Origin of the sequence: Bacillus sp. FJAT-42376 (assembly GCF_003816055.1) — a bacterium.
GTDB lineage: Bacteria > Bacillota > Bacilli > Bacillales > Bacillaceae > Metabacillus_B.
On the sequence record NZ_CP033906.1, the window covers coordinates 3,796,141 to 3,821,915 of the forward strand.

The 25,775-nt window shown below is 44.0% G+C and carries 28 protein-coding genes and 2 riboswitches; of the genes, 3 read left to right on the top strand and 25 right to left on the bottom strand.

The genetic code is table 11. The features are described 5' to 3' along the window. Positions 1-37 precede the first annotated feature (37 nt). From sufU to CEF21_RS19230, 19 genes are all read right to left on the bottom strand, one after another. Positions 38-475, bottom strand: a complete 438-nt coding sequence (gene sufU, locus CEF21_RS19145; protein WP_123919148.1) for a Fe-S cluster assembly sulfur transfer protein SufU — start codon at positions 473-475, stop codon at positions 38-40. Then, complete coding sequence (locus CEF21_RS19150) at positions 465-1,685, bottom strand: cysteine desulfurase (RefSeq protein ID WP_123919150.1); 1,221 nt, start codon at positions 1,683-1,685, stop codon at positions 465-467. The genes sufU and CEF21_RS19150 overlap by 11 nt, the downstream gene beginning before the upstream one ends. Continuing rightward, positions 1,685-2,983 (bottom strand): Fe-S cluster assembly protein SufD, encoded by a 1,299-nt coding sequence (gene sufD, locus CEF21_RS19155; RefSeq protein WP_123919152.1) that lies wholly within the window; start codon positions 2,981-2,983, stop codon positions 1,685-1,687. Before sufD ends, CEF21_RS19150 begins: the two co-directional genes overlap by 1 nt. An 18-nt stretch (positions 2,984-3,001) precedes the next feature. Beyond that, complete coding sequence (gene sufC / locus CEF21_RS19160; RefSeq protein ID WP_123919154.1) at positions 3,002-3,787, bottom strand: Fe-S cluster assembly ATPase SufC; 786 nt, start codon at positions 3,785-3,787, stop codon at positions 3,002-3,004. 381 nt (positions 3,788-4,168) lie between these two features. After that, positions 4,169-4,321, bottom strand: coding sequence for a YuzK family famiily protein (locus tag CEF21_RS21435; protein WP_164462251.1), 153 nt, complete (start codon positions 4,319-4,321; stop codon positions 4,169-4,171). 384 nt (positions 4,322-4,705) lie between these two features. Further along, a complete protein-coding gene (locus tag CEF21_RS19165; protein ID WP_123919156.1) occupies positions 4,706-5,074 on the bottom strand; it encodes a carboxymuconolactone decarboxylase family protein in 369 nt (122 codons plus the stop codon). 64 nt (positions 5,075-5,138) lie between these two features. Beyond that, positions 5,139-6,398, bottom strand: coding sequence for a dicarboxylate/amino acid:cation symporter (locus tag CEF21_RS19170; protein WP_123919158.1), 1,260 nt, complete (start codon positions 6,396-6,398; stop codon positions 5,139-5,141). 244 nt (positions 6,399-6,642) lie between these two features. Continuing rightward, a complete protein-coding gene (gene metQ / locus CEF21_RS19175; protein ID WP_123919160.1) occupies positions 6,643-7,473 on the bottom strand; it encodes a methionine ABC transporter substrate-binding lipoprotein MetQ in 831 nt (276 codons plus the stop codon). Positions 7,474-7,484: 11 nt separating this feature from the next. Continuing rightward, positions 7,485-8,153, bottom strand: a complete 669-nt coding sequence (locus CEF21_RS19180; protein ID WP_123919162.1) for a methionine ABC transporter permease — start codon at positions 8,151-8,153, stop codon at positions 7,485-7,487. After that, complete coding sequence (locus CEF21_RS19185) at positions 8,146-9,171, bottom strand: methionine ABC transporter ATP-binding protein (protein WP_123919164.1); 1,026 nt, start codon at positions 9,169-9,171, stop codon at positions 8,146-8,148. The genes CEF21_RS19180 and CEF21_RS19185 overlap by 8 nt, the downstream gene beginning before the upstream one ends. Positions 9,172-9,301: 130 nt before the next feature. After that, a riboswitch (SAM riboswitch) is annotated at positions 9,302-9,414 on the bottom strand. Positions 9,415-9,518: 104 nt separating this feature from the next. After that, complete coding sequence (locus CEF21_RS19190; protein WP_123919166.1) at positions 9,519-10,853, bottom strand: O-acetylhomoserine aminocarboxypropyltransferase/cysteine synthase family protein; 1,335 nt, start codon at positions 10,851-10,853, stop codon at positions 9,519-9,521. A gap of 40 nt (positions 10,854-10,893) precedes the next feature. Continuing rightward, positions 10,894-10,999, bottom strand: a riboswitch (SAM riboswitch). A gap of 157 nt (positions 11,000-11,156) precedes the next feature. Then, entirely contained in the window at positions 11,157-11,465 is a 309-nt protein-coding gene (locus CEF21_RS19195; RefSeq protein WP_123920415.1) for a thioredoxin family protein, read from the bottom strand. A 20-nt stretch (positions 11,466-11,485) separates the two neighbouring features. Continuing rightward, entirely contained in the window at positions 11,486-11,833 is a 348-nt protein-coding gene (locus CEF21_RS19200; RefSeq protein WP_123919168.1) for a toprim domain-containing protein, read from the bottom strand. 199 nt (positions 11,834-12,032) lie between these two features. Then, positions 12,033-12,278, bottom strand: coding sequence for a YusG family protein (locus CEF21_RS19205; RefSeq protein WP_123919170.1), 246 nt, complete (start codon positions 12,276-12,278; stop codon positions 12,033-12,035). 58 nt (positions 12,279-12,336) lie between these two features. Beyond that, positions 12,337-12,720 (bottom strand): glycine cleavage system protein GcvH, encoded by a 384-nt coding sequence (gcvH, locus tag CEF21_RS19210; protein ID WP_035413819.1) that lies wholly within the window; start codon positions 12,718-12,720, stop codon positions 12,337-12,339. Between the two features lie 49 nt (positions 12,721-12,769). Beyond that, a complete protein-coding gene (locus CEF21_RS19215; RefSeq protein ID WP_123920417.1) occupies positions 12,770-13,126 on the bottom strand; it encodes an arsenate reductase family protein in 357 nt (118 codons plus the stop codon). Between the two features lie 234 nt (positions 13,127-13,360). Then, a complete protein-coding gene (locus tag CEF21_RS19220; RefSeq protein WP_123919172.1) occupies positions 13,361-15,145 on the bottom strand; it encodes an acyl-CoA dehydrogenase family protein in 1,785 nt (594 codons plus the stop codon). A gap of 26 nt (positions 15,146-15,171) precedes the next feature. Continuing rightward, a complete protein-coding gene (locus tag CEF21_RS19225) occupies positions 15,172-16,347 on the bottom strand; it encodes an acetyl-CoA C-acetyltransferase (RefSeq protein WP_123919174.1) in 1,176 nt (391 codons plus the stop codon). Between the two features lie 13 nt (positions 16,348-16,360). Further along, positions 16,361-18,742, bottom strand: coding sequence for a 3-hydroxyacyl-CoA dehydrogenase/enoyl-CoA hydratase family protein (locus CEF21_RS19230; RefSeq protein ID WP_123919176.1), 2,382 nt, complete (start codon positions 18,740-18,742; stop codon positions 16,361-16,363). A gap of 167 nt (positions 18,743-18,909) precedes the next feature. Between CEF21_RS19230 and CEF21_RS19235 the strand changes: the two genes are divergently transcribed. After that, positions 18,910-19,059, top strand: a complete 150-nt coding sequence (locus CEF21_RS19235; RefSeq protein ID WP_123919178.1) for a YuzL family protein — start codon at positions 18,910-18,912, stop codon at positions 19,057-19,059. 41 nt (positions 19,060-19,100) lie between these two features. Here the strand turns inward: CEF21_RS19235 and CEF21_RS19240 are convergent, their stop codons facing one another. Beyond that, positions 19,101-20,018 (bottom strand): proline dehydrogenase family protein, encoded by a 918-nt coding sequence (locus CEF21_RS19240; protein ID WP_123919180.1) that lies wholly within the window; start codon positions 20,016-20,018, stop codon positions 19,101-19,103. A gap of 232 nt (positions 20,019-20,250) precedes the next feature. Here CEF21_RS19240 and CEF21_RS19245 point away from each other — a divergent pair, with 232 nt between their 5' ends. After that, positions 20,251-20,517 carry a hypothetical protein gene (locus CEF21_RS19245; RefSeq protein ID WP_123919182.1) on the top strand — a complete coding sequence of 89 codons (267 nt, stop codon included), beginning with the start codon at positions 20,251-20,253 and terminating at the stop codon, positions 20,515-20,517. A gap of 23 nt (positions 20,518-20,540) precedes the next feature. Continuing rightward, on the top strand, positions 20,541-20,888 hold the full coding sequence (locus CEF21_RS19250; protein ID WP_123920419.1) for a spore coat protein: 348 nt from the start codon (positions 20,541-20,543) through the stop codon (positions 20,886-20,888). Between the two features lie 826 nt (positions 20,889-21,714). Here CEF21_RS19250 and CEF21_RS19255 read toward each other — a convergent pair. The 5 genes from CEF21_RS19255 to CEF21_RS19275 are packed head-to-tail and all read right to left on the bottom strand — an operon-like array spanning position 21,715 to position 25,669. Then, a complete protein-coding gene (locus tag CEF21_RS19255; RefSeq protein ID WP_123919184.1) occupies positions 21,715-21,978 on the bottom strand; it encodes a DUF2573 family protein in 264 nt (87 codons plus the stop codon). A 2-nt stretch (positions 21,979-21,980) separates the two neighbouring features. Continuing rightward, positions 21,981-22,763, bottom strand: coding sequence for an IucA/IucC family C-terminal-domain containing protein (locus tag CEF21_RS19260; protein ID WP_123920421.1), 783 nt, complete (start codon positions 22,761-22,763; stop codon positions 21,981-21,983). Next, positions 22,756-23,574 (bottom strand): ABC transporter ATP-binding protein, encoded by an 819-nt coding sequence (locus CEF21_RS19265; RefSeq protein WP_123920423.1) that lies wholly within the window; start codon positions 23,572-23,574, stop codon positions 22,756-22,758. The genes CEF21_RS19260 and CEF21_RS19265 overlap by 8 nt, the downstream gene beginning before the upstream one ends. A gap of 41 nt (positions 23,575-23,615) precedes the next feature. After that, positions 23,616-24,668: a FecCD family ABC transporter permease gene (locus tag CEF21_RS19270; protein WP_123919186.1), complete on the bottom strand. Its 1,053-nt coding sequence runs from the start codon at positions 24,666-24,668 to the stop codon at positions 23,616-23,618. Then, a complete protein-coding gene (locus CEF21_RS19275) occupies positions 24,665-25,669 on the bottom strand; it encodes a FecCD family ABC transporter permease (protein ID WP_123919188.1) in 1,005 nt (334 codons plus the stop codon). The genes CEF21_RS19270 and CEF21_RS19275 overlap by 4 nt, the downstream gene beginning before the upstream one ends. Positions 25,670-25,775 lie beyond the last annotated feature (106 nt).

Genomic DNA, 25,775 nt, shown 5'->3' on the forward strand with positions numbered 1-25,775 from the left:
CCGTCTTCACTCCTTCTTTCAGATTTTATATTGACTGTCACTGCTCTTGGCTGTGCACACCTTTTTCCATCGCTTTCCAGGACAATGTAGCACATTTAATCCGTGCCGGAAACTTCGATACTCCTTGAAGGGCTTCAATATCCCCTAAGTCTATCGTATCATCGTATTCTTTGCCTTGCATCATATCTGAAAAGATTTCTGATAACTTAAGGGCCGTTTTAACATCCTGGCCTTTAATTGCCTGAGTCATCATGGAAGCAGATGCCATCGAAATGGAGCATCCCTCACCATCAAACTTAGCGTCAGACACTTTTCCATCTTCAATTTTCAAAGTTAAATGAATCCGGTCTCCGCATGTAGGATTATTCATATCAACCGTCAGGCTGTCTTCCAATGATCCTTTATTGCGGGGATTTTTATAATGATCCATAATCACTTGGCGATAAAGTGTATCCAGATTGTTATTAAAAGACATTTGAGAAGTACTCCTTCGTTTTGATTAGCCCGGCAACGAGCTGATCAATGTCTTCCTCTGTATTGTAGAGATAGAAGCTCGCGCGTGCTGTCGCTGATACATTCAGCCATTTCATAAGAGGCTGTGCACAGTGATGCCCTGCACGGACTGCGATTCCCTCTGCATCAAGAACGGTCGCTACATCGTGAGGATGAACATCCTCAATATTAAAGGTTACAAGACCTGCTCTTTCTTTAGGACCGTAAATCGTAATTCCGTCTATTTCAGACATTTTATCCATCGCATAGGCAGCAAGTCTGTGCTCGTGCTCCAGGATGTTATCAAGCCCGACTTCTTCAAGGAAATCAATGGCCGCACCGAGTCCGATTGCCCCCGCAATGATTGGTGTGCCAGCTTCAAATTTCCAGGGAAGCTCTTTCCACGTAGATTCATACAAACCAACGAAGTCAATCATTTCTCCGCCGAATTCGGCAGGCTCCATGTTTTCAAGAAGGGCTTTTTTTCCATACAGAACGCCCGTGCCGGTAGGGCCGCACATTTTATGGGCAGAGAATGCAAAGAAATCACAATCGAGATCCTGAACATCCACTCTCATATGAGGAGTGCTTTGGGCTCCGTCCACAACCATGATGGCACCATGCCTATGGGCAATCGCTCCTATTTCCTTAACAGGATTAATCGTACCAAGTACGTTTGATACCTGCATGACAGAAACGATTTTCGTCTGATCAGTAATCGTATCCTCCGCATCCTGAAGGGAAATCGTCCCGTCTGACTGAAGCGGAATATACTTTAACTGTGCTCCGGTTGCTTTTGCAGCCTGCTGCCACGGAATAATATTTGCATGATGTTCCATATAGGTGATGACAATCTCATCACCAGGCTGAAGATTGGCACGGGCATAGCTCAAGGCTACCGTATTCAAAGCCGTTGTAGCTCCTCTTGTAAAAATCACTTCTTCCGTTGAAGAGGCGTTAATAAACTTGCGAACTTTTTCGCGCGCCCCTTCATATCCGTCCGTAGCTTTTGTTCCAAGAGTATGGACACCGCGGTGAACATTGGAATTGTATTCCCGGTAGTAGGTGGACAGGGCGTCAATCACAGCCAGTGGCTTTTGAGAAGTCGCAGCACTGTCCAGGTAAACAAGATCCTTTCCATTGACCTGCTGATCAAGGATTGGAAATTGCTTTTGGATATATTTCATATCCATTATCTGACTTTCCTTTCAATCACTTCTACAAGCTGTTTCTTAACGCCTTCAATTGGCATTTTCCTTACCACCGGATCAAGGAAACCAAAGATGACGAGTCTTTCTGCCTCAGCCTGGGAAATTCCTCTGCTCATTAAATAGAACAGCTGAATAGGATCGACGCGGCCAACAGATGCGGCATGGCCTGCTGTTACATCGTCTTCATCGATTAAAAGAATCGGGTTCGCATCTCCGCGTGCTTTTTCACTCAGCATAAGAACTCTGGACTCTTGCTCTGCATTGGACTTTGTTGCGCCCAGTTCAATTTTTCCAATTCCGTTAAAAATGGAAGTCGCACTGTCCTTCATAACTCCGTGCTTCAAAATATAGCCTTCTGAATGTTTACCGAAGTGAACAACTTTTGTCGTGAAGTTTTGAGATTGCTCTCCGCGACCTACGACAACCGATTTTGTATCTCCGAATGAACCATCGCCTACAAGGTTCGTTACATTCTCAGAAACTGTATTCCCGTCATTCATCATACCAAGAGCCCATTCAATGCGTGCATCGCGTCCCGCAACACCGCGGCGATTCACATAAGATGTCACTTCTTTTGAAAGGGTATCAACCGCTCCGTAAGTAACACGTGCATTTGTATTGGCGAACACTTCTGTCACAATGTTAAAAATGGCTTCCTCATGATTAACTGAGATGTAGTTTTCCACATAAGTAACAGAGCTATTATCTTCTGCAACGACCAATACATGGTTAAAGACTGCCTTAGCTTTTTCATGAACAAATACAGCTTGAAGCGGTGCGCTGAGCTCCACGTTCTTTGGCACATATACGAAAATTCCGCCGTTCATAAGGGCAGCGTGCAACGCTGTCAGCTTATGCTCTTCGGTCTTCACTCCATCTTTCATGAAATACTTTTGAACAAGGTCGCCATGCTCGTTTACAGCCGTAAAGATATCGGTAACGATGACGCCTTTGGATTTTGCTTCTTCAGAAAGTGAAACAAATGCAGGAGTGTTGTCGCGCTGGATATATAAAGTCTGATCCTGATTTTCAGAATCCACTAAAATTTTCACGGCTTCGTCCAATTCGCTAAGGGAAGAATAGCCCTGGCTTTCTACCGTATGCTGAGCAAAATCGGTAAAGTTCCAGTTTTTAATGTTCGTTTTATCCGGTTTTGGCATCGGAAGATCTTCAGATTTCTCCATCGCCTGCAAGCGAAGGTCCTTTAGCCAATCCGGTTCGCCGTTCTTGCTAGAGAAGCCGGCTACATAATCTTTATCAAATTTGATTTGCGTTTCCAAATTGAGCCCTCCTAACGCTTACGCTTCTTGTCCGACAGTTTCGTCTTCAATCCCTAGCTCTTGCTTGATCCAATCATAGCCTTCTGCTTCAAGGCGCTGAGCAAGCTCAGGTCCGCCGGATTTTACAATACGCCCCTGCATCATGACGTGAATGTGATCAGGTGTGATGTAGTTAAGGAGACGCTGATAGTGAGTGATGATCAGGCAGCCGAAATCGTCGCTGCGCATTTGGTTGATTCCTTTAGAAACGACTTTAAGTGCATCAATATCAAGACCGGAGTCAATCTCATCAAGGATGGCGATCTTCGGCTTGATCATCATAAGCTGAAGAATTTCATTGCGTTTTTTCTCTCCGCCCGAGAACCCTTCGTTCAGGTAGCGCTGCGCCATATCTGGATCCATTTCAAGAAACTCCATGTTCTCATCCATTTGGCGGATGAATTTCATAAGGGAGATTTCTTGTCCTTCTTCACGGCGTGCATTGATTGAAGAACGAAGGAAGTCTGCGTTTGTTACCCCGCTGATTTCACTTGGATACTGCATAGCAAGGAATAGCCCTGCGCGTGCGCGCTCGTCTACTTCCATTTCAAGTACGTCTTCCCCGTCAAGCATAATGCTTCCTTTTGTTACTTCATATTTCGGGTGACCCATAATGGCTGAGGAAAGAGTTGATTTACCCGTTCCGTTCGGTCCCATGATTGCATGGAATTCACCGCTTTTTATTTCAAGGTTAACACCTTTTAAAATCTCTTTCCCATCGATCTCAACGTGTAAATCCTTAATAGTTAATGTTGAACCTGACATGATACTACCTCCATCAATAACGGATTTTATGCGTAAAGAATTGCTGCAACCTCCTGCTGTGCCTGTTCCTGCAAAAACAAAAAAAGACCGAAAATGCAGAATCAGCTAAGGCAGCACAAGAGGTATCTGCTTTTCTTTCCTGCGGTTTAAAAACAAATGATTCTCATTTTATTCTCATTCTAATCTTATAACAAATGAAATCTGAATACAACCGTTTCACCGTCTGCCGATGATCCTGCAGCTCAGGCTGGTTTTAACATAATATTCTTTTGGCTGTCCAGACTATTATCATACCATTAATTCAATGGAATTACAGGAGAGTGTGCATGTAATGAAAACAGGAAAAAAGGCCGTCTGCAAACGGCCCTTTTTTCCTCTTTATTAATGATGTGCTTTCCTCTGATGGGCAGCTGCCATCCTCATACTTTCACGATAGCTTTTCTCACGTTTCTCTTCTACCATTAGACGATTATCCAATTTACGGCCGTACTCTGCGTAGCTCATTCCATGGGATTTTTGCATCGCTTTTTCCATTTCTGCCGTATGTTGCAGTTCCAGCTTCTGCTGAGTAAGAATAACGAATCATCCTTTCAAATTTTTCAACAGTTTAATTTTATCAAACTGCTGATTGATTTCAAATTGGCTGACGGACTGTAAACTGCTTTCAATCATTAGTTAGCCCCATTGCTGTGAATATAAACCTTAAATTGCAGTTATCCTTCCAAATGCTTCTGTTTCATGAATATTGAAAAGGCGTCCAGAGAATCATTTAAAAATGTCCGCTTCCTGTGTGACTTAGAGTTCATAAGCTGATTTCTGCTTCAATCTTTCTGGCGATAACTTCAAACGAAAACAGGGAACCGTTTAAAATGCGGTTCCCTGTTTTCCCGGATGGGGCTTTTTAGAGCCGCCTTCCGGTTATTGCTTTAGCTGATTCAATTCTGTCATGCATTCCTGTACGAGTGTTACAGCCTGACTCATAGCAGCCCCGCCCCCAAATGCAGCGGTCACTCCAACAGCTTCTAAAATTTCCTGTTCCGATGCTCCTTGGTCAAGACAGCCCTTCGTATGGTAAATGATGCAATATTCATCCTGTGAATAAAGACTGATTCCGAGAGCAATGAGCTGCTTGTCTTTTTGGGACAGCTCTCCTGCCTGGAAACAAGCTTCTGTAAATGCATTATACTGATGGGCAAGTTCCGGCATTTTCTGAGTAAACGCACCCAGCCCCATTTTATATTGATGAAGAGCCGCTTCCGTTGAGTTGCGTGGTTCCATATGTTCCATTATTCCCACTCCCATTTGTAAAAGTCGGAATTAGTATGCCACCTTCAAAACCCAGTCATGCACATTATGCATCAAAATGCGCTTTCCCTTTTGAAGAGACAGCAGGCGGATGAAATTCATTTTCATTTTTAGAAATGACGACGGTTGCCACTCCATTTCCAATCAGGTTTGTAATGGCCCTTGCTTCTGACATAAAACGGTCCACTCCGATCAACAGGGCAAGGCCTTCAAGCGGAATCATTGGGAAAGCAGCGATTGTAGCCGCTAATGTAATAAAGCCGGAGCCCGTTACACCGGCCGCTCCTTTAGATGTCAGCATCAAAATACCAAGCAGTGTAAGCTCCTGCCAGATGGTTAAATCAATTCCATAGGCCTGTGCAATAAAAATTGCGGCCATTGAGAGATAAATGGAGGTTCCATCCAGATTAAATGAATAACCGGTCGGAATCACCAGTCCGACAACCGACTTGGAGCATCCGTATTTCTCTAACTTTTCCATCATTCTCGGCAAAGCCGATTCCGATGAAGAGGTTCCAAGAACAAGCAGAATTTCTTCTTTAATATAGGCAATAAATTTAAAAATACTAAATCCGTTGAGCTTTGCAATCGCCCCAAGGACGAAAATAATAAACAGGAACATGGTTAAGTATACGGACCCCATAAGCTTCCCGAGATTCCCTAATGATTCGACGCCGAACTCCCCAATCGTATAAGACATCGCTCCAAAGGCAGCAATGGGCGATACTTTCATAATCATATTGACGATTCTAAAAAAGATATCGGTAAACCGTTCAAACAGCTGGATTACAGGTTTTGACTTTTCTCCAAGCCCGGCAGCCGCAATTCCAAACAGAACGGCAAAAAACAAAATCGGCAGCAGTTCGCCTTCTGCCATCGCACCAATGGCATTCTCAGGAACAATATTGGTGATAAACCCTACAAAGCCATGATCTGTCTCCTTTGCCTGTTCAGCAAATGTACTGACCGTATCCTTACTGGCATTTTCCGTATTCACCCCGGCGCCCGGCTGCATGAAATTAACAACCAAAATCCCGATCGCTAATGCAAAGGTAGTGACAATCTCAAAATAGATCAGAGCTTTTCCGCCGATGCGACCGACCTTTTTCAAGTCACCCATTCCGCCAATCCCAATCACAATCGTTAAAAAGATGATCGGAGCAATGACCATTTTTATCATTTTAATAAAGACATCTGCCAATACTTTTAATTCTTTTGCAAAATCCGGATAGAAAAATCCCAATAAGACCCCTAAAATGATTCCGATGATAACCTGGACGGTTAAGTTTCGAAAATTAATTTTCACTCTTTTTCACCCCAGCCCTATGTATGTGATCGCTTACAATATAATTGTAGCGGAATATTCAGACAAAAATAACCCTAAAACCGCAGAAATCCGTTTTTTTCGAGTTTTTTTGAATCAAACAGTTTCTGTACACCTTTAATAAGAGGGCAGATTTTATTAGATTGCGCTTCGAGGGGATGTTCCGTTTTCCAAACCCGCTCATAAAAAAAGCCCCGGGAGCTGAACTCCTGAGGCTTTCAATCAATTATTCACTAACCGGAACGACCGCACCTTTGTATTCTTTCTTAATGAAGTCCTGGATTTCTTTAGAATGGAGAACTTCAACAAGCGTTTTAATCGCCTTTTTATTCTCATCACCTTTACGGACAACAATTAAGTTCGCGTATGGCGATTCAGATCCTTCAATTGCAATCGCATCTTTGGATGGCTCAAGACCTGCATCAATTGCATAGTTCGTATTGATTACCACCGCATCCCCTTCATCATTGTTATAAATCTGAGGAAGAAGACCTGGTTCTACATCTGCTTCAAATTTAATATTCTTAGGGTTTTCAGCGATATCCTTAAGCGTTGCGTTTGCTTTATCAACACCGCTTTTTAGTTTAATAAGCCCTTTGCTCTCAAGCAATGTCAGAATACGGCCATGCTCAGCAACAGAGTTGCTCAAAATAACTTTTGACCCTTCAGGTAATTCATCAAGGGATTTGTACTTTTTAGAGTACACGCCCATTGGCTCAATATGGATGGCTCCTGCGCTTACGAAGTCATAATCTTTATTCTCTTTCATTTGCAGATCAAGATAAGGCTTATGCTGGAAGTAGTTCGCATCCAATTCTTTGCTTGCCAGTGTTTTGTTTGGAAGAACATAATCCTGGAAAGTCTTGATTTCAAGATCGACTCCCTTTTTCTCCAGAAGAGGCTTTGCTTCTTCAAGGATTTCCGCATGCGGTGTATTGGAAGCACCGACTACAATTTTCTCTGTCTTTTCTCCGCTTCCGTTTGATCCTCCTGTTCCGCAAGCTGCAAGTGCAACAGCCGAAAAAGCAAAAACGGTACTTAATAATAATTTCTTCATTTCTTTTCCCCCTAGCGTTTGTCTATTTTTTTTGTTATGGCATCTCCGATAAATTGGAGAATAAACACGATAATTAAAATTAACAAGGTTGCAATGAAGGTGACATCGTTATGGCTTCGCTGGAATCCTTCTAAATAAGCAAGATTCCCAAGTCCCCCGGCTGAAATGGCCCCAGCCATTGCGGTATAGCCGACTACAGCGATAGCCGTTACGGTAATTCCGGAAGCAAGCGCAGGCATAGCCTCAGGAAGGAGAACCTTCCAAATGATTGTTCCTGTAGAAGCACCCATTGAGCGGGCTGCTTCAATGACTCCTTTATCAATCTCACGGAGCGCGATTTCGACCATCCTGGCATAGAACGGTGCAGCCCCGATGATCAATGCAGGCAAAGCTGCATTCGGACCGAGAATCGTATGAACGATTGCTTTCGTAAAAGGAATGAGCAGGATAATCAAGATAATAAACGGAATGGAACGGAACACATTAACAAAGGCTGATACAATCACGTTTATCGTTCTGTTGGACCAAACATTTCCTTTGGAAGTTAAAAAGAGCAAAAGCCCGAGCAGCAATCCCAAAATGAACGTCGCCACTACTGAAAATGCAGTCATATAGAGTGTTTCGGCAGTTGCTTCCCATACATCTGCCCAATCTACATTAGGTAGCCATTGTTCAAGCATGTGCAACCACCTCCACTTCTACTTGATTGTCGGCTAAAAATTGCAGAGCACGGTCCATTTCTGTTTCTTCTCCGTCAATGTAAAGGAATAGGGCTCCATAGGCGCCGCTTTGCGTTTGGGAGATTTTCCCCTGCAGAATATTAACCTTCACATCGTAATTCCGGATGAGGCTCGTAACAACCGGCTGCTCGGTCGAATCTCCTACAAATGTCAGCTGAATGATCCGGCCTGACGGATAGGAATCAATTAGGTGGGCAATTGTCTCTTTTGTTTCTTCAGGCTCTGTAACCTGCTGAACAAAACGTTTCGTAATCGGGGCCTGAGGTTTTCTGAATACATTCAGGACCTCTCCCTCTTCAACAATTTTCCCATCCTCCATTACGGCTACCTTATGGCAGATTTTACGGATTACATGCATCTCATGCGTAATCAGCACGATGGTCAATCCAAGTCTCTCATTAATATCAACAAGAAGCTCAAGGATGGAATCCGTCGTCTGGGGATCCAGCGCAGATGTTGCCTCGTCACACAGCAGCACTTTTGGATTATTGGCCAGGGCACGGGCAATTCCTACCCGCTGTTTTTGGCCTCCGCTCAGCTCGGAAGGATAGGCGTTCTCTCTTCCTTCTAACCCAACGAGCCTGACTAACTCTTTAACCCGTTCTTTACGCTTCGCTGCTGGAATCCCTGCAACTTCCAGCGGAAAAGCGATATTATCAGAAACCGTACGGGACCAAAGCAAATTAAAATGCTGGAAGATCATGCTGATTTCCTGCCTTGCCTTGCGAAGCTGACTCCCTTTAATTTCACCGATCCGGTTCCCTGCTACCTCAACGGTCCCTGACGTCGGGATTTCCAGTCCGTTTAACAGCCTGATTAAAGAGCTCTTTCCTGCACCGCTGTAGCCGATGATTCCAAAGATTTCGCCTTTTTGAACCTCAAGATTCACATCATCAACCGCTTTGATGCTTCCCGACTTAACCGAATATACTTTTGACACATTAGTTAGCGTAATCATGCCTTCACCTTCTCTCTCATACGATCTGAAAATTAAAAGCTCAAGAAGAAGTAAACCGTCCAATGTTGTAAAAACAAAAATGCCTTTCTGCACAGATGAGCAGAAAGGCATTAATATTCAGGATACCTTTCTCTCATTTTTCAAAACGCCTGGGCATTTTGAGTGAATTGGCACCATTTCAGTCCGCTGACTGACGGTTGCCGGGCTTCATAGGGCACGTCCCTCCACCTCTCTTAATAAGAGAACAATCTATTATTCAATTGGGATGGTTTGAAATTTTATAAATATTTCAGATCTGAGAGTGATTCTATCACGATAGAAAAGAGGTGTCAACAAAAAATGTATTATTATTTTGCACTGGCTGTTAGCGACCGTTTGCCTGTTGCAGCAAAGATGGCTTCCTCCAGATCTTCAAGCAGGTCATCGGCATGCTCTATACCGACAGACAGGCGAATCATGTCTTCCGGAACCCCAGCTTCAGCGAGTTCTTCTTTGCCAAGCTGCTGATGGGTCGTGCTGGCAGGGTGGATAATTAAACTCTTTGCATCTCCCACATTCGCTACATGTGACCATAATTTTGTATGATTGATGATGGCTTTTCCCTCTTCCAGACCGCCTTCAATTCCAAATACGATAACAGCCCCTGCCCCTTTAGGCAAATAATGGTCTGCCAGTGCTTTCGAAGAGTGTCCATCTGCTTCGGGATACAGCACCCACTTTACAGCAGGGTGGTTTTGCAGGTAGCCGACCACCTTTCTTGTATTATGAATATGCTCCTTCATACGGACATGGAGAGTCTCCAGACCGAGCGTAAATTGAAAAGCATTATACGGACTGAGCGCCGGACCGAAGTCTCTCAATAGCTGAACTCTTGCTTTCACAATATAGGCGAGTTCCCTAAGCGCTTCTGCAAAAACAATATTGTGATAGCTTGGATCAGGGGTTACAAAGGATGGAAACTTTCCGGTAGACCAGTCAAACTTTCCTCCATCAACAATGATCCCTCCCAGTGTGGTCCCATTCCCCAGAAGCCACTTAGTAGCAGAATGCACGACAATATCCGCACCATGTTCGATTGGCCTGCATAAATACGGGGTGGCAAAAGTATTATCGACAATGAGAGGGATACCGGCTTCGTGCGCGATGTCAGCCACTGCTTTTACATCCAGTACCTGCAGGCTCGGATTTCCGATGATTTCGCCAAAAATGGCTTTCGTTTTTTGAGTAATGGCTGCTTTGAAAGATTCCGGGCGGGAGGCATCTGCAAAAATGGTTTTAATTCCGTATTTGGGAAGTGTGTTTGCGAATAGATTGTATGTACCTCCATACAAGTTCGATGCAGCAACAATCTCATCCCCTGCTTCAGCAATATTCAGGATCGCGAGAGTGATGGCAGCCATTCCGCTTGAAACAGCTAAAGCTCCTGCTCCGCCTTCAAGCTGGGCTACCCGTTCTTCCAATACCGTAACCGTAGGGTTATGGATTCTTGTGTAAATATACCCCGGCTCCTTTAAAGCAAAGAGATCTGCTGCATGATCGGTATCTTTAAAAAGATACGCATTTGACTGGTAAATCGGAACAGCTCTGGCTCCTGTTACCGGGTCTTCTTTAAGGCCTCCGTGCACTGCTACCGTTTCCTGCCTGAAGATTTTTTCACTCACTCCAATTCCCCCTGTTTTCATAATAAAAACCCCTTCCGGAGAAGAGGTGGATAGCCGTCTCTTCTCATCTGCCAGAAGTTCTCCTTCTGCTGGATTTAGCACCGTATCCTAAAGACCGGTTGCTGCGCTTTTTCCGGGCCAGTACCCTCCAGCGCTCTTGATAAGAGTATTTGTTTGAATTTTCTTTATATTACCTTTATTTAAGATATTTGGCAACCATTTACTTATTTCCTGTGTGGAATATTTCCCGAGAAATATGATGATTGCCCCGGAAATTAGGAGGGTAAAAAGGAATTTTGTCAAAACAAAAATAAAAACGCCGCATTATGCGCCGTCTTTTAAAATCAGGTTGTATAAAAACTCTACTGATTGAAAAGCATATTGCTTCGTCTGAAGCTTTCCTTCTTCAAAAATCATCAGGCACGGGACGCTTTCGACTTCCCATTTTTCAGCAAACCCCGGTAAATAATTGAGGTTGGCCATGTACAGGTCGGTCGACGGCAATGTTTCATCCACAACTGTAAGCATACGTTTTGCAAGCTGGCATGTACCGCAAAATGGTGTATACAAATATAAAATAAACCGGTCGCTTTTTATCAGTGCCGGGATGTTTTCTGCATTTATTTCAATCATCGCCAAACCAGAACTCCTTGCTATAAATATTTCGCCTGAACATCAATGTTCGCACTAAGCAGTACAGAAGCAATATGATGCTCTGGAGCTGAAGCTACTTCCTTATACATTTTATCAATGTACAAATGGGAAGCCTCGGGAAATTCCCTTAAAAACTGCTTTCTAAGCTTCTCTCCTGCTTCATCTGTATCCACAAGCACATACACGTCATTGTCAAAGTATTCATCAATCAGTTCATCCATTTTGGAAAGACTGATCGTGCCGTTTGTACAAATAATCTCTACAGGCTCATTGATGACTTCCTGAATTTTAATTTTATCGGACTTGCCTTCAACAATAATGATTTTAGAAGCCTCTGACATGAGCATCACCTATTCATTTTGTCTTTCTTTACATTATTCTCTTTTCATTGAGATGTTTCCTGCTGAATCCATCCCGCCTTTTTTGAGAAGGAATCATTATACGGATCATTAGCTGTTCCGCTTAAGCAAGACCAGTTTCTTATTCAAAGAGTAAAGCAAATGGAAGAATGAAGATAAGGCAGTGGACGGCTCCACTGCCTTATTGTTAACACCAGCCGTTTTGATCGTCGCAGTCCACGTACTTTTCATCCCGTTTTTCGGGAACATCAGCCATTTGAAAAAAACGGTTCTCCGCTTGCTCAATTCCGCTTTTCAATTCAAATTTGCTGCCATTTTCACCGTAAGTCATGGTTCCGATCGGCTGATTGTCCAAATAAAGATTCATTTGACCATTAGAAAATTTGCCGGTTACTTTATCCGTTACATCAATGCGCTGTTTTTTAAATGTCAAAGTGAGCCCTCCTTTTTACATAGGATGGCCCAACTTAATTTATGAAATGCTGGTTAAATTAGTCTTCGTTGGTCATTTCTGTGTATTGTTCTGCTGTCATTAAGTTCTCAATCTCACTTGAATCAGACGGCTCAATTACGATCATCCATGCTTTTTCGTAAGGAGATTCATTTACATATTCAGGATTGTCATCCAGGTCTTCATTCACTTCCACAACTTTACCGCTGATCGGTGCATAAAGCTCAGAAACGGTTTTAACAGATTCAACAGAACCGAATGGCTCGTCTGCTTTAATCTCCGTACCTGCTTCCGGAAGCTCAACGAAAACAATGTCCCCAAGCTCTGATTGTGCGAAATGTGTTATGCCTACTCGTACTTTATCGCCTTCTACTTTTACCCACTCATGTTCTTCGGAATAGCGAAGTTCGTTTGGTGTATTCATTTTATTCCCTCCAAAGTTCTATTGTTTATGGAAAAGACAGAGTCTCTTCTTACTTCCACAGCTGCTCAAATTCATTTTCTTTAAAACCGACAGTGACCTTGCTTCCGCTCGCTGTAATCGGTCTTTTAATAAGCATTCCATCTGAAGATAAAACGGTTAGCATTTCGTCTTCACTCATGCTGCTCAAACGGTCTTTCAAGCCCAGCTCACGGTATTTCTGACCGCTTGTATTGAAAAACTTCTTCAGTTCCAGACCGCTTTTGGAATAAAGATCTTTTAATGTCTCTTTACTCGGCGGATTTTCCGCAATATGTATAGCGTTTAGTTCGTGGCCATGCTCTTCCAGCCATTTTTTCGCTTTCCGGCATGTACCGCATTTAGGATACCAGTAAAAGTCCAACGTAATCCTCCTTATTGTACCATGCAGCCTTCCCATTATGTAGAAATAAACGCTCCTCACCAATCAGGCTGACTGAAAAGTTATAGCCTTATTTTACTCACCTTTGCTGCTCGTTTGCAAGGAGGAGCATTTTTAAAAGAAAAGACGCTGCATTTTCAATCCCTTTACGCATCTTCAGCAATGGGTTTTAAAATCAGCAAGAGCATGCAGGCCGGCCTGCATGCTCTAATTAAATTATATTTAATTTACATAGCGGTTTGCATCAATGATTGCAGCCGCAATTTCACGTTTCTTTGCAATAACGTTAATTGGAGTATAGCGTGTAAATTTGCGCAATGCGGAAATCATCATGCGAAGTGAATCGCCCGTTTCGATAGCGATCAGGGATTCCTTGGCATGTGCTTCGATTTCGTTAAACGCCTCTTGGCAGTATACTTGTGTATAGAGAAGCTTTTGGCTGTTTTTAGACTCTCCTGTAGCAGCGATTGCTTTCTCCGTACGCAGAATCGCTGACTCCATTGCGTAAATATTGCTCACAATATCCGCGATATTCACAAGAACCTCTTGTTCCTTTTGTAATTCTTTACCGTATTTCTGTGCAGCCAAACCAGCAATCATAATACCGATTTTCTTTGCATTTTTAAGCAAATGCTTTTCTTGTTCAAGTGTGCCTTCTCCTACTTCTTCCGGCATAAGCATCATTAGCTCTTCCTGAAGAGCCTGTGCTTTTTGCAGAAGAGGAAGTTCGCCTTTCATTGCTTTTCGAAGGAATGTACCCGGTACAAGGAGACGGTTAATTTCATTCGTTCCTTCAAAAATCCGGTTAATACGGGAATCACGGTATGCTCTTTCCACTTCATATTCCTGCATGAAACCATAGCCGCCGTGAATTTGTACTCCTTCATCCGCTACATAATCAAGTGTTTCAGATCCCAAAACTTTATTTAATGAACACTCAATCGCATATTCAGCAATTGAGGCAGCAACAGCGCGGCCGTCCTTTGTCTCCTCTTCTGAAAGCAAGCTCATTCTCTCTTCAAAAAGACCTACCGTACGGTATACAGAGCTTTCCATAGCGTATGTTTTGGAAGCCATGTTCGCAAGCTTCTCTTGAATGAGCGAGAATTTTGAAATTGGTGTCTTAAACTGCTGGCGCTGGTTCGCGTATTGAACGGAAACGTCGATGACCCTTTTTGAGCCGCCAATTGTCCCAACAGCAAGCTTATAGCGGCCAATATTCAGAATGTTAAAGGCGATTACATGGCCCTTTCCAAGCTCTCCAAGAAGGTTTTCCTTTGGCACCATGGCATCTTCAAGGATCAGTGTACGTGTAGAAGAACCTTTGATTCCCATTTTCTTCTCTTCAGGCCCAGTTGAAACTCCCGGAAATTCTTTTTCAACGATGAACGCGGAGAAATGTTCACCGTCAACTTTTGCATACACAACAAACACATCAGCAAAAGCAGAATTCGTAATCCATTGTTTTTCACCATTCAATACATAATGAGTACCTTCTGCATTCAGTTTTGCAGTTGTTCTTGCTCCAAGTGCATCTGAACCGGAACCAGGCTCTGTCAAAGCATATGCAGCAAGTCTCTCACCAACGGCTAAGTCAGGAAGATACTGTTTTTTCTGTTCTTCATTACCGAAAAGAACGATTGGCAGAGACCCAATTCCTACGTGAGCTCCGAAGGAAAGCGCGAAGCTTCCTGCACGGGAGAATTTCTCTGTGATAAGAGCAGAGCTGATTTTATCAAGACCAAGTCCGCCGTATTCTTCAGGTACGTCCGCACCTAGCAGTCCCAGTTCTCCTGCTTGCTTTAAAAGCTTAACGGATTTATCAAATTCATGTTTTTCAATGTCTTCAAGCTGTGGAAGTACATCATTTACGACAAAATCCTCCGTCGTTTTTGCAATCATTTTATGCTCTTCCGTGAAATCCTCCGGTGTGAATACACGGTCAAAGGATGCATCCTCAATTAAAAAGCTTCCGCCCTTAGTTACGGTTTCCAATGATTTAGCCATTTTGAACCCTCCATTTTATTATTCTATTAAACTAGTTCGAATACGCCTGCAGCACCCATACCGCCGCCGATGCACATAGTTACAACACCAAACTGCTCATTTCTGCGTTTCATTTCATGAATAAGGGACAGCGTAAGCTTTGCGCCTGTACATCCAAGCGGATGACCGATTGCAATGGCTCCTCCGTTCACGTTCACCTTTTCTTCATCTAATCCAAGCTCACGGATCACCTGAAGAGACTGGGAAGCAAAGGCTTCATTTAATTCAAATAATCCCACATCTCCAACAGTCAGTCCGGCAAGCTTTAGTGCTTTCGGAATTGCGGCAACCGGACCGATTCCCATTACTTCCGGCGGTACTCCCGCAACAGCGAAGGATCTGAATTTCACCATAGGCGCAAGTCCAAGTGCATCCGCTTTTTCACGATCCATCACCATGACAGCGGCTGCACCATCGCTCGTTTGAGAGGAATTTCCTGCGGTTACGGATCCTCTCACATTAAATACAGGACGGAGTTTGGCAAGGACATCCTGCGTTGTTCCCGGTCGTACTCCTTCATCTCTGGAAAATAAGATGGACTTTTCTTTCAGCTTGTTGTCAGCTCCTACAGAACGAAGCGTAACCTCGACCGGTACGATTTCATCATCAAATTTCCCTGCTTCTATAGCAGCTGCAGCTCTCTGATGGCTTCTTACCGCAAATGCATCCTGATCTTCACGGCTGACTCCGTATTTCTGGGCCACTTGTTCTGCTGTATGTCCCATTCCCATGTAATATTCAGGCGCTTCTTCTGCAAGCCTTGCATTTGGACGAAGTGTATGTCCCATCATTGGCACGAGACTCATCGATTCCGCTCCGCCTGCTATAATCGTATCGGAATGTCCAAGCATAATTTTTTCTGCAGCATAGGCAATCGTCTGAAGTCCGGAAGAACAATAACGGTTGATCGTAACCGCAGGAACGGTATGCGGCAAACCTGCCAGCGCTCCGATATTTCTTGCCATATTCAATCCCTGCTCAGCTTCAGGCATTGCACAGCCGATAATCAAGTCATCAATATTGCCTTCATAATTGCCCGCACGCTTTAATGTTTCTTTTACAGCAAGTGCTCCCAGATCATCAGGGCGCACGCTTGCCAATGTTCCTTTTTTCGCTCTTCCTACAGGTGTTCTTGCACCTGCAACAATGACCGCTTCTCTCATCTTGTATCCCTCCTTAGTTACGTAACGGTTTTCCTTTTACAAGCATGTGCTGCATGCGCTGCTGTGATTTACCTTCAGAAACGAGACTCAGGAATGCCTCTCTTTCAAGATCAAGCAGATATTGTTCATCGACTTTTGTGCCAAATGAAACTTTTCCTCCGGCAATAACAAAAGCGAGTTTCTTCGCGATTTTCAAGTCATGCTCAGAAATGAAGCCAGAGAGATGCATGGTTTGAGCTGCAAGAAGCAGCGTTGCATAGCCGGTTTCCCCTACAACCGGAATTTTTTCTTTTGCAGGAGGACGGTAGCCATTCTCATGGAGCTGGAGCACAACCCGTTTCGCATCATGGAGAAGATGGTCACCATTCATGCTGATTCCATCCAGTGCATCAAGGAATTGTGAATCTCTTGCTTCCGCTGCGGAAGTAGATACCTTAGCCATAGCAACCGTTTCAAATACTTTATTGGCTACATTTTGAAGGTCAAAGTCCAGACCTTTAGGGATGCTGTTTAAATGTTTGATATAAAGCTCTTTGTTGCCTCCTCCGCCAGGAATAAGGCCTACTCCTGCTTCCACAAGCCCCATGTAGGTCTCGCTTGAAGCCTGAATTCTGGCAGCAGGCAGGCAGATCTCTGCTCCTCCGCCGAGCGTCATGCCGAATGGAGCTGCCACCACGGGTTTTGAACTGTACTTGATTTTTTGCATAGCCTGCTGAAAATGGCGGATAACCATGTCGATTTCAAAATAATTATCATCCTGCGCCTCCATCAGGATCATGGCAAGATTCGCTCCGACACAGAAATTCTTGCCCTGGTTTCCAATAACAAGGCCCTTGAAATTCAGAGAGACTTCATCAATCGCATAGTTAATCATTTGGATGATATCCATCCCGATTGCATTGCTCTGGGAATGAAACTCAAGGAGCGCTACTCCGTCCCCAAGATCAATCAGGCTTGCCCCGCTGTTTTTCTTAATGACACCGTTGGCTTCTTTTAACGATTTAAGCTGAATGGCTTTTTCACTTCTTTCGATGCGGCGGTATTCTCCGCTGCTGTAGAAAAAGCGGACTCCGTTTTCTTCAATGTAAAAAGAGGAATGGCCCTTCTCAATCATTTCCTGAATCCATGAAGGAAGCTCATATCCTTCTTCTTTTAATCTGGCTGCCGATTTTTCAAGGCCAATTGCATCCCATAACTCGAATGGTCCCTTATCCCAGCCGAATCCCCATTTCATAGCCTGATCAATCGAAACAATATCGTCCGCAATTTCACCAAGAAGCTTTGCAGAATAGACAAGAGTCGGTGCTGTGATTCCCCATAGAAGCTGCCCAGCCCTGTCGTCCGCATATATAAGCGCTTTCAATTTTGCTGAACCTTTTGCCTGTTTTGCCATTTCTATCGACGGGGCACTTAGTTTTTTTCTTGCTCCGTACTCCATAGTTGAAGGATTAAGCTCAAGAATTTCTTTTCCTTCTTTTTTAAAGAAACCTTGCCCTGTCTTAGCTCCGAGCCAGCCATTATCAAGCATCTGCTTCATGAAAGAAGGTACGTTGAAAACTTCCTTCTCCTTTTCTTCTACGTTTTCATAAACATTATTCGCAACGTGGACAAACGTATCTAATCCCACTACATCCAGTGTGCGGAAAGTCGCGCTTTTTGGCCGTCCGATCAAAGGTCCCGTAACGGAGTCCACTTCACCTACGCTATATCCTTTATCAAGCATTTCCTTAAGTGTAACAAGCAGCCCATATGTCCCGATTCTGTTTCCGATAAAGTTCGGCGTATCCTTTGCAGTAACGACGCCTTTACCGAGAACATCCTCCCCAAACTGTTTCATAAAAGCTAAAACCTGGTCGTCTGTATCTTTCGTAGGGATCACTTCAAGTAATTTCAAGTAGCGCGGAGGATTAAAAAAGTGCGTTCCTAGGAAGTGCTTTCGGAATTCCTCTGAACAATCCGACGCCATCGCTTCAATTGAAATACCGGATGTATTGGAGCTTACAATGCTTCCTTTCTTGCGGTACTGCTCTACTTGTGCAAAAACTTTTTTCTTCACTTCAAGATTTTCTACAACTACTTCTATAATCCAATCCGCTTCCGATAAACGCTCCATATGGTCTTCAAAGTTTCCTGCTTCGATTAAAGCCAGATTTTTCTTGGATGTTAACGGTGCAGGTTTTTGTTTTAAGAGTTTTTGAATGGAAACAGCTGATAAACGATTTCTTACAGCCAGATCGTCTAGCGTCAGCCCTTTCTTCTGTTCATCCCCTGTTAGCTCTTTAGGTACAATATCCAATAGCAATACAGGGATCCCGATGTTTGCTAAGTGTGCTGCAATTCCCGACCCCATGACGCCGGATCCAAGCACCGCAGCTTTATTAATTTGCTGGACCATAAGTTTTCCCCCTTGTTTGAATGAATGCTCATTCATTTTTTGCCCAAAAAATTTTATTCCCACTATTAATATAAAAGATTTAGAAAATTTCTTCAATACATTTGATGGAATTATTATGATTTTTTCTCTTTTCAAAGAGGAACGCTAAGACAAGGGAGGTGAAGAAAATGGCAAAGTTAAAAAAAGACCCGTCTAAAGCCGGAGTGAGCGCAGCCAGTGTAAAAGGAAACGCCGGTCCGGTGAATGAACATGATGGAGGCGGCAAGCACTCCAGTACCAATCAGCAATATAAAAAACAGAATATGGGCGAATCTTAAGAAAAGGATCCTCTTGCACGGTGCATGGAGGATCCGGTTTTTTATTTTTTTATTACTCCTTTAAGAACAAAGGCTACATTGGCAGGCCTTTCAGCAAGTCTTCTCATAAAATAGCCATACCAGTCATTCCCGTACGGTACATACACACGCATTTTGTATCCTTCGTTTACAAGTTCCAGCTGTCTTTCTGGACGGATTCCAAACAGCATCTGGAATTCAAATTGATCAAGGGGAATATTGTGCTCCTCGACTAGCTGCTTTGTATACTCAATGATGGCTTCATCATGTGTCGCAACTGCTGTGTAATTGCCATTAAGAAGATGTGTTTTAATTATTTTTTTAAAGTTATCATCCACATCGTTTTTATCCGGGAAAGCTACCTGCGGAGACTCTTTATAAGCTCCCTTAACCAGCCTCAGGTTGGGACTGTATTTATTCAGATCATTGATATCTTCTTCTGTCCTGTACAGGTACGCCTGAATGACGGTACCAATGTTATCATACTCTTCGCGGAGCTTTTTGAAAATCTCAATCGTTTTGCCGCATCTTGAGTAATCCTCCATATCAATTGTGACAAATACGTTATTTTTTTTCGCTGCTTCAAGAATTCTCCGCATGTTATTCATAACAAGGGCATCAGAAATATCAAGGCCCATAGAAGTCATTTTTAAAGACAGCTGGGATTGAAGCCTTTCCTTTCCAATTGCTTCAATCGCTTTGATCGAGTTATCTGCCATTTCATTGGCTTCAGCAGCATTATCGACAAATTCGCCCAGATAATCAATCGTTACATCCAGGCCTTTATTGTTTAATTGGCGAATTGCCTCTGCTGCCAGCTCAATCGTTTCACCTGCGACAAAACGGGAGGCTCCGAATTTCAGCCCATACCTTTTTGCCACTTTTGTAAGCCCTCTGTTTTTGGACAAAAACAGGAAAAAATTCCGCATCACTTGTTCCATATTCAATCCTCCTGTAACCGCATACATTATATTCAAAAAATAAAATGCGGTGAATCACGCAGCAAAAGTATCTATATATAAAAGCGCCTTTAATTATAAGTATTTTATCATCTTTCTGACTATTTGAATATCATTTTTTATCCAAAGATGTCGGTTGATGTCAGATGTATAAGAAGAACGTTTTCAGAGGAAGAATAAAGACGAAATGTTTATATGAGGGAGGAAAATAACCATGCAGCAGCAGCCCATGCAGAATCAGCAAAATGTTATGCCGCAGCCCCCGGAAGTTATTTCAACTAAAGACCATCTTTACTTACAGGATATGCTTTCCTGGAACCTTTTGGCCATGAAAAAAGCTCATTTTTTTGCGCAGGCCTGCCAAAATCAGGAGCTGAAAATGGAATTGGAAAAAGCGGGACAAATGCATAACCGCCATTATCAAACCGTCTTAAGCCATCTTCAGCCTCAGCAGGTTCAGTCCCGGCAGCCGCTTCAATAAATGATGCAAAGGAGATTGTAATGATGAACCAAAATCAGCCATCCAGTAAAATCGGCAATCAGGAAACCCAAGTTCCAAAAACACCTCAGATGAATGAACGCGACTTCGTGAATGATATGCTGGCAACGGAAAAATACGTGACTGATGCCTACTGCACGGCCATGAATGAAATGAGCCACGAAAGTTTATATAAAGATATCCAGTCCATCTTCAACGAAACCCAGGACTGCCAAAGACATCTGTATAATTTAATGTTTAAAAACGGCTGGTACAAAGTTGAAGCTGAACAAGCGCAGAAAATGCAGCAAACCTATCAGCAATTCTCAAACTACGCCCAACAGCAATCCCCCTACAACGGCATGCCGCAATAAAGAAAAGCGGATGGCGCTTGCTCAGCGCTGAGAGACGGTGGAGCTGGAACTGACAAAGTCGCTCTTTGACTTTGTCAGGGCCAGCGAAGCGGCCGAACGGCTAGCCGCCGGAGCTGGACACTGCTAAAAGCGGAGGCGGCTTGCTCAGCCGTGAGAGACGGTGGAGCTGGAACTGACAAAGTCGCCTTTGACTTTGACAGGGCCAGCGAAGCGGCCGAACGGCTAGCCGCCGGAGCTGGACACTGAGAAAAGCGGAGGCGGCTTGCTCAGCCGTGAGAGACGGTGGAGCTGGAACTGACAAAGTCGCTCTTTGACTTTGTCAGGGCCAGCGAAGCGGCCGAACGGCTAGCCGCCGGAGCTGGACACTGCGAAAAGCGGAGGGCGCTTGCTCATGTATCACAAGGCGCTTATTCTTTAAAACATGTAATGATAAACCTGCCGGCTCATCCTGATTAGTCCTCGTGAGCCGGTTTCAGCATAAAATTCAAAATTTCATCATAAATCTAAAAAATTCATCATAAGCATAGCAAAAGTCATCATAAATCAAAAAATTTCATCATAAACTAACATAAATTCATCATAAAACGGCAGACTTCTCTTTTTCATCCAAAATCCCCGGTTCATTTACCCTTTGATTAGTTAATCTAAATGTTATTCACCTGATTTTTCTGAAATCCCAAACATTTCCTTAAGGTGCTTAAGATTTTTTCTGCGTTTACGTCATTCATCCACCCCATTCATCCACCCGGCTTTCTCCAATAAATGACTCCAGCAGTCTGCACCTCTTCAAAATCAAAAAAGCACCTGGCTTAAATTCTGCCGGTGCTTAGTCGTCTTTTTTCTTTTGGCTATTTTCACGGTGCTGTTCGTTCATTTCTTTGACTTCAGTGCTCACTTGTTTCATCGCGTTCTTAAACTCAGGGTATTCTGCGTTCCAGTGTCTCAGCAGATTTGGCATCGTTTTGGCCATGTGGGTATAAAGTGCCCACATTTGTATTTTTTCCTGCTGGTCTGACGCAGATGACCCAACGAGCAGCTCGCAGTACTTTTCAAACAGGCCGTCAAATTGATCTTTAAACGTTTTATCCATCGTTATCCCCCGTATCCTTTAGGTGGTTTAACACATTTAACGGGACAAGTTTTGCAGCGGGCTCCGCGATCCGATGTTAAATAAAACAGACAGCATGTGCGTCTCATTCTGATTTCCTGCCCTGTCTCGGGCTGAATGGCCATTTGTCCATCATATCGCTTCAATGGATTTTGGTTGTAATCTCCAAAGAGGGACCCCTCTGCTTCCGCCACTGTAAATTGAAAGTCGTTTTCGATCTGGTCTTTATTTAATCCTGTAGGGACGGATGCTAGAAGGGTCTCATACATCCACTTAACATAGATGCAGACGTTCTCCCAAAGAATCCATTTAGAAATACTTGTATTTCTGCTTGCTGTTTTGATGAGCGGATAAATGTTTTCTGCGAAAAGCTGTTGGATGACTGAGCTTCTCCACTCTTCCCTGCTCTCAGTTTCTCCCGGCACGGACGCTTCCAAATCATGAAAATGAAAGGATGGAAGCCATAATGGATCCTGGTCATCCGTTTCCAGGGATAAATTGTCGGGTCTCACGTTAGGAACCTTATTAAAGACCGTCATGGAATACAGCGTTAAAGCTGCCAGAAAACCATAACGCTTCAAAAGCATGGACGCAGCTGTCTTCCGGTCAGGAGCTTCAATCTTTGGTTTCACTTTGTCCAGATACGTTTTTAAGGATTCAGGAGCCAGCAGATCTTCCACTTCAATAGAAAGAGCCGATGACCACCGCTTCCTTCCCAGACGGAATTTTTCAAGTTCTGCCAATTCTGATTCCAGGAATTTAGCCATTTTTCATGCTCACTTCTTTCAGAATACAGCGTCCCCTGCCATGAGGGATGCACAGTGGTGTGCCGAAAAGCGGGTCAACAGTGACCTCGCAATTCATCTGGAACACGTCCTGAACAAGACTGCAGCTGATTACTTCTTCCGGTTTTCCCTGATCATGGATCTTCCGGTCTTTGATGGCAACAAGATGATGTGCATACCGGCACGCCAAATTCAGGTCATGGAGAACCATAACAATTGTGCGGTTTTCACGTTCGTTCAGCTCAAAAAGCAAATCAAGAATCTCTATTTGATGAGTCATGTCAAGATAAGTCGTAGGCTCATCCAGCAAAATAATTTCCGTATCCTGTGCAAGCGTCATGGCAATCCATGCACGCTGGCGCTGACCTCCGGACAATGAGTCTACAGGACGGTCTGCAAAATCCAGCATTCCTGTTGATTCCAGGGCCCTGTAGACCGCCTCTTCATCTTCCTTTGACCACTGGCTCAGCCAATTTTGGTAGGGATAGCGTCCCTGTTTGACCAATTGAAGAACAGACAGTCCTTCCGGTGCCGCAGGTCCCTGGGGAAGGATCGCAAGCTTTTTGGCTACTTCTTTTGTCGGCAGCTTTGCTATAGAGCCGCCCTCTAAAAGCACAGAGCCCTGGCTTGGTTTCAAGAGTCTCGCAAGTGAACGGAGCAAGGTCGATTTTCCGCAGCCGTTGCTTCCAATAAAAACGGTAATTTCACCTTTTGGAAGAGTCAGATCCAATTCATCTATAATAATGGAATCCCCGTACGAAAGCGTCAGGGATTTCGTTTCAATTGCACTCATCATATCTCGCTCCTTTTCAAATTCGAGCCTGTTGTTTCTATTTACGTATTTCTCGTTTTATACAGCAGGTAAATAAAATACGGCGCCCCGATTGCTGCAGTAAATACACCTGCAGGAACCTCAAGCGGTGAAAATACCGTTCTTCCGATCAGGTCAGCAATCAGTACAAGAATGGCACCGGCCAGTGCCGATACAGGAAGCATTGCACCGTAGGATGAACCGACAAGTCTCCGTGCAATATGAGGAGCCATTAATCCGACAAAGCCGATTCCTCCTGCAAAAGCTACTGATACGCCCGTCAGTGCTGTACTTAATAGAAGGAGCAGCATTCTGTTTCTCTGTACGGCGCTGCCGGCTCCTGTACCAAGTTCATCTCCCAAGCCTTGGAGGTTAATGATCCGGATTGCCACAACGGTAATAATAAGCAGTACAGCCGTAATCGGAAACATGATTTTCACTTGCTCCCACGTTGCTCCGTAAACAGTACCGGTAATCCATGTATTCGCTTGGGAAGCACGGTAAATCGGTCCTTTAATCATCATCATGGTCGTCATAGACTGTGCAAGCATTGAAAACCCGATTCCTACAAGAACCAGTCTAAACGATGAAGAACCGCCTTTCCAGGATAGCGCATAGACGATAAAACCTACTGTTACCGCTCCGGCAAAAGCCGCAGCCGGCATCCACTGAATGCTTACCGTCAGCGCATTATTTTTATCGCTGAAAAGAGCAAGAAAGGTTACAACAGCAAATGAAGCCCCGCCTGTTATTCCAATAATATCAGGGGATGCCAGCGGATTTCTGATGATCCCCTGTAAAATTCCTCCGGCTACAGCAAGGCACACTCCTACCAGAATGGCGATTAAAATTCTCGGCATCCTGAAGGAAGAGATAATAAGCCGATTCATTTCCGAACCAAATCCCGTCAAGGTTTGGATCACTTCAAGAGGATTCATCATGACTTCCCCTGCACCGGTGCTGATGAAAAACGCAATCAGCAGAAGGGCTGCAAGAACTAAAGAAACTTTGAACGCCTTTTTATCTATCAGAAAAGAGATGGATTTTCCAAGTCGAACTGTCCAGTGTGTCTTCATACCCGGTCAAACCCCTTTCTGGCAATGTAAATGAAGAAGGGGGTTCCAATCAGAGCGGTCATAACCCCGACAGGCACTTCTTCGGGCATAACCACATACCGGGCAGCTATATCAGAGACCGTCAGCAAAATGCCTCCAAGCACTGCAGAATATGGCAAGATCCAGCGGTGATCATTTCCGATCAAAAAGCGGGCAAGATGCGGGATAACAATTCCGATAAAGCCAATGGGTCCTGATACAGCAACTGCACCGCCGGCAAGCAGGATGACTGCGACAGCGGCAAATATCTTGACCATGCCTGTTTTCTGTCCGAGTCCCTTTGCCACATCTTCTCCCATTGTGAGTACATTAATTTTCCCGGCAAGAAAACCGCATATGATAAAAGCTGCAGCAAGGTAAGGCAACACGGCAGCTAGGGAATCAAGCTTTCTTCCTTGTATGGAACCGGCAAGCCAAAACAGAACCTGGTCAAGAGCGGCTTCATTTACAACGAGCAAGCCCTGGGTCAGTGAACTGAAAAGCGCGGCCATCGCAGCACCGGCCAAAGTCAGTTTGACAGGGGTTAGTCCCTCCCGCCCCATCGAACCGATAAAGTACACCGCAAAAGCAGCTGCAGCGGCGCCGAGAAACGACAGCCACGTAAACGCCTGCAGGGATGATATACTAAAGACCGATACAGCTATTACTACAAAAAATCCTGCCCCGGCATTGATCCCGAACACTCCCGGGGAGGCGAGCGGGTTTTTAGTGAGTGCCTGCATAATGACTCCAGCCATAGCCAGGCTTGCTCCTACCAGCGCAGCAATAAGTGCTCTGGGGAGTCTGACGGTTGTTAAAATAATGTGCTCATTGGAGCCGTCAAAATCCGTGAAAGCTTTATAAGCAGCATTCCAGTTTGTCTGGGCATATCCATACACGACACTTGCACTCATGACAGCGAGAAGGATTAGAAACAGCCCTATTAATAGAATGAATTTTTTTGTACCAGACTTAACTACCATATATTTTCTCCGTTTGAAATCATCAAGTTTTGACTTTTTCAGTCTGTCATTATTGTATCAAATGCAAATGAATTTGAAAATCATTTTCAATTAGTGTTGACATCGC

Bases quoted from the DNA above. Each gene is read 5' to 3' on its own strand.
- sufU (WP_123919148.1), bottom strand. From the start codon at position 475: ATGTCTTTTAATAACAATCTGGATACACTTTATCGCCAAGTGATTATG.
- CEF21_RS19150 (WP_123919150.1), bottom strand. From the start codon at position 1,685: ATGGATATGAAATATATCCAAAAGCAATTTCCAATCCTTGATCAGCAG.
- sufC (WP_123919154.1), bottom strand. From the start codon at position 3,787: ATGTCAGGTTCAACATTAACTATTAAGGATTTACACGTTGAGATCGAT.
- CEF21_RS21435 (WP_164462251.1), bottom strand. From the start codon at position 4,321: ATGGAAAAAGCGATGCAAAAATCCCATGGAATGAGCTACGCAGAGTAC.
- CEF21_RS19165 (WP_123919156.1), bottom strand. From the start codon at position 5,074: ATGGAACATATGGAACCACGCAACTCAACGGAAGCGGCTCTTCATCAA.
- metQ (WP_123919160.1), bottom strand. From the start codon at position 7,473: ATGAAGAAATTATTATTAAGTACCGTTTTTGCTTTTTCGGCTGTTGCA.
- CEF21_RS19180 (WP_123919162.1), bottom strand. From the start codon at position 8,153: ATGCTTGAACAATGGCTACCTAATGTAGATTGGGCAGATGTATGGGAA.
- CEF21_RS19185 (WP_123919164.1), bottom strand. From the start codon at position 9,171: ATGATTACGCTAACTAATGTGTCAAAAGTATATTCGGTTAAGTCGGGA.
- CEF21_RS19190 (WP_123919166.1), bottom strand. From the start codon at position 10,853: ATGAAAACAGGGGGAATTGGAGTGAGTGAAAAAATCTTCAGGCAGGAA.
- CEF21_RS19195 (WP_123920415.1), bottom strand. From the start codon at position 11,465: ATGATTGAAATAAATGCAGAAAACATCCCGGCACTGATAAAAAGCGAC.
- CEF21_RS19200 (WP_123919168.1), bottom strand. From the start codon at position 11,833: ATGCTCATGTCAGAGGCTTCTAAAATCATTATTGTTGAAGGCAAGTCC.
- gcvH (WP_035413819.1), bottom strand. From the start codon at position 12,720: ATGAATACACCAAACGAACTTCGCTATTCCGAAGAACATGAGTGGGTA.
- CEF21_RS19220 (WP_123919172.1), bottom strand. From the start codon at position 15,145: ATGGCTAAATCATTGGAAACCGTAACTAAGGGCGGAAGCTTTTTAATT.
- CEF21_RS19225 (WP_123919174.1), bottom strand. From the start codon at position 16,347: ATGAGAGAAGCGGTCATTGTTGCAGGTGCAAGAACACCTGTAGGAAGA.
- CEF21_RS19230 (WP_123919176.1), bottom strand. From the start codon at position 18,742: ATGGTCCAGCAAATTAATAAAGCTGCGGTGCTTGGATCCGGCGTCATG.
- CEF21_RS19235 (WP_123919178.1), top strand. From the start codon at position 18,910: ATGGCAAAGTTAAAAAAAGACCCGTCTAAAGCCGGAGTGAGCGCAGCC.
- CEF21_RS19240 (WP_123919180.1), bottom strand. From the start codon at position 20,018: ATGGAACAAGTGATGCGGAATTTTTTCCTGTTTTTGTCCAAAAACAGA.
- CEF21_RS19245 (WP_123919182.1), top strand. From the start codon at position 20,251: ATGCAGCAGCAGCCCATGCAGAATCAGCAAAATGTTATGCCGCAGCCC.
- CEF21_RS19250 (WP_123920419.1), top strand. From the start codon at position 20,541: ATGAACCAAAATCAGCCATCCAGTAAAATCGGCAATCAGGAAACCCAA.
- CEF21_RS19255 (WP_123919184.1), bottom strand. From the start codon at position 21,978: ATGGATAAAACGTTTAAAGATCAATTTGACGGCCTGTTTGAAAAGTAC.
- CEF21_RS19260 (WP_123920421.1), bottom strand. From the start codon at position 22,763: ATGGCTAAATTCCTGGAATCAGAATTGGCAGAACTTGAAAAATTCCGT.
- CEF21_RS19265 (WP_123920423.1), bottom strand. From the start codon at position 23,574: ATGAGTGCAATTGAAACGAAATCCCTGACGCTTTCGTACGGGGATTCC.
- CEF21_RS19270 (WP_123919186.1), bottom strand. From the start codon at position 24,668: ATGAAGACACACTGGACAGTTCGACTTGGAAAATCCATCTCTTTTCTG.
- CEF21_RS19275 (WP_123919188.1), bottom strand. From the start codon at position 25,669: ATGGTAGTTAAGTCTGGTACAAAAAAATTCATTCTATTAATAGGGCTG.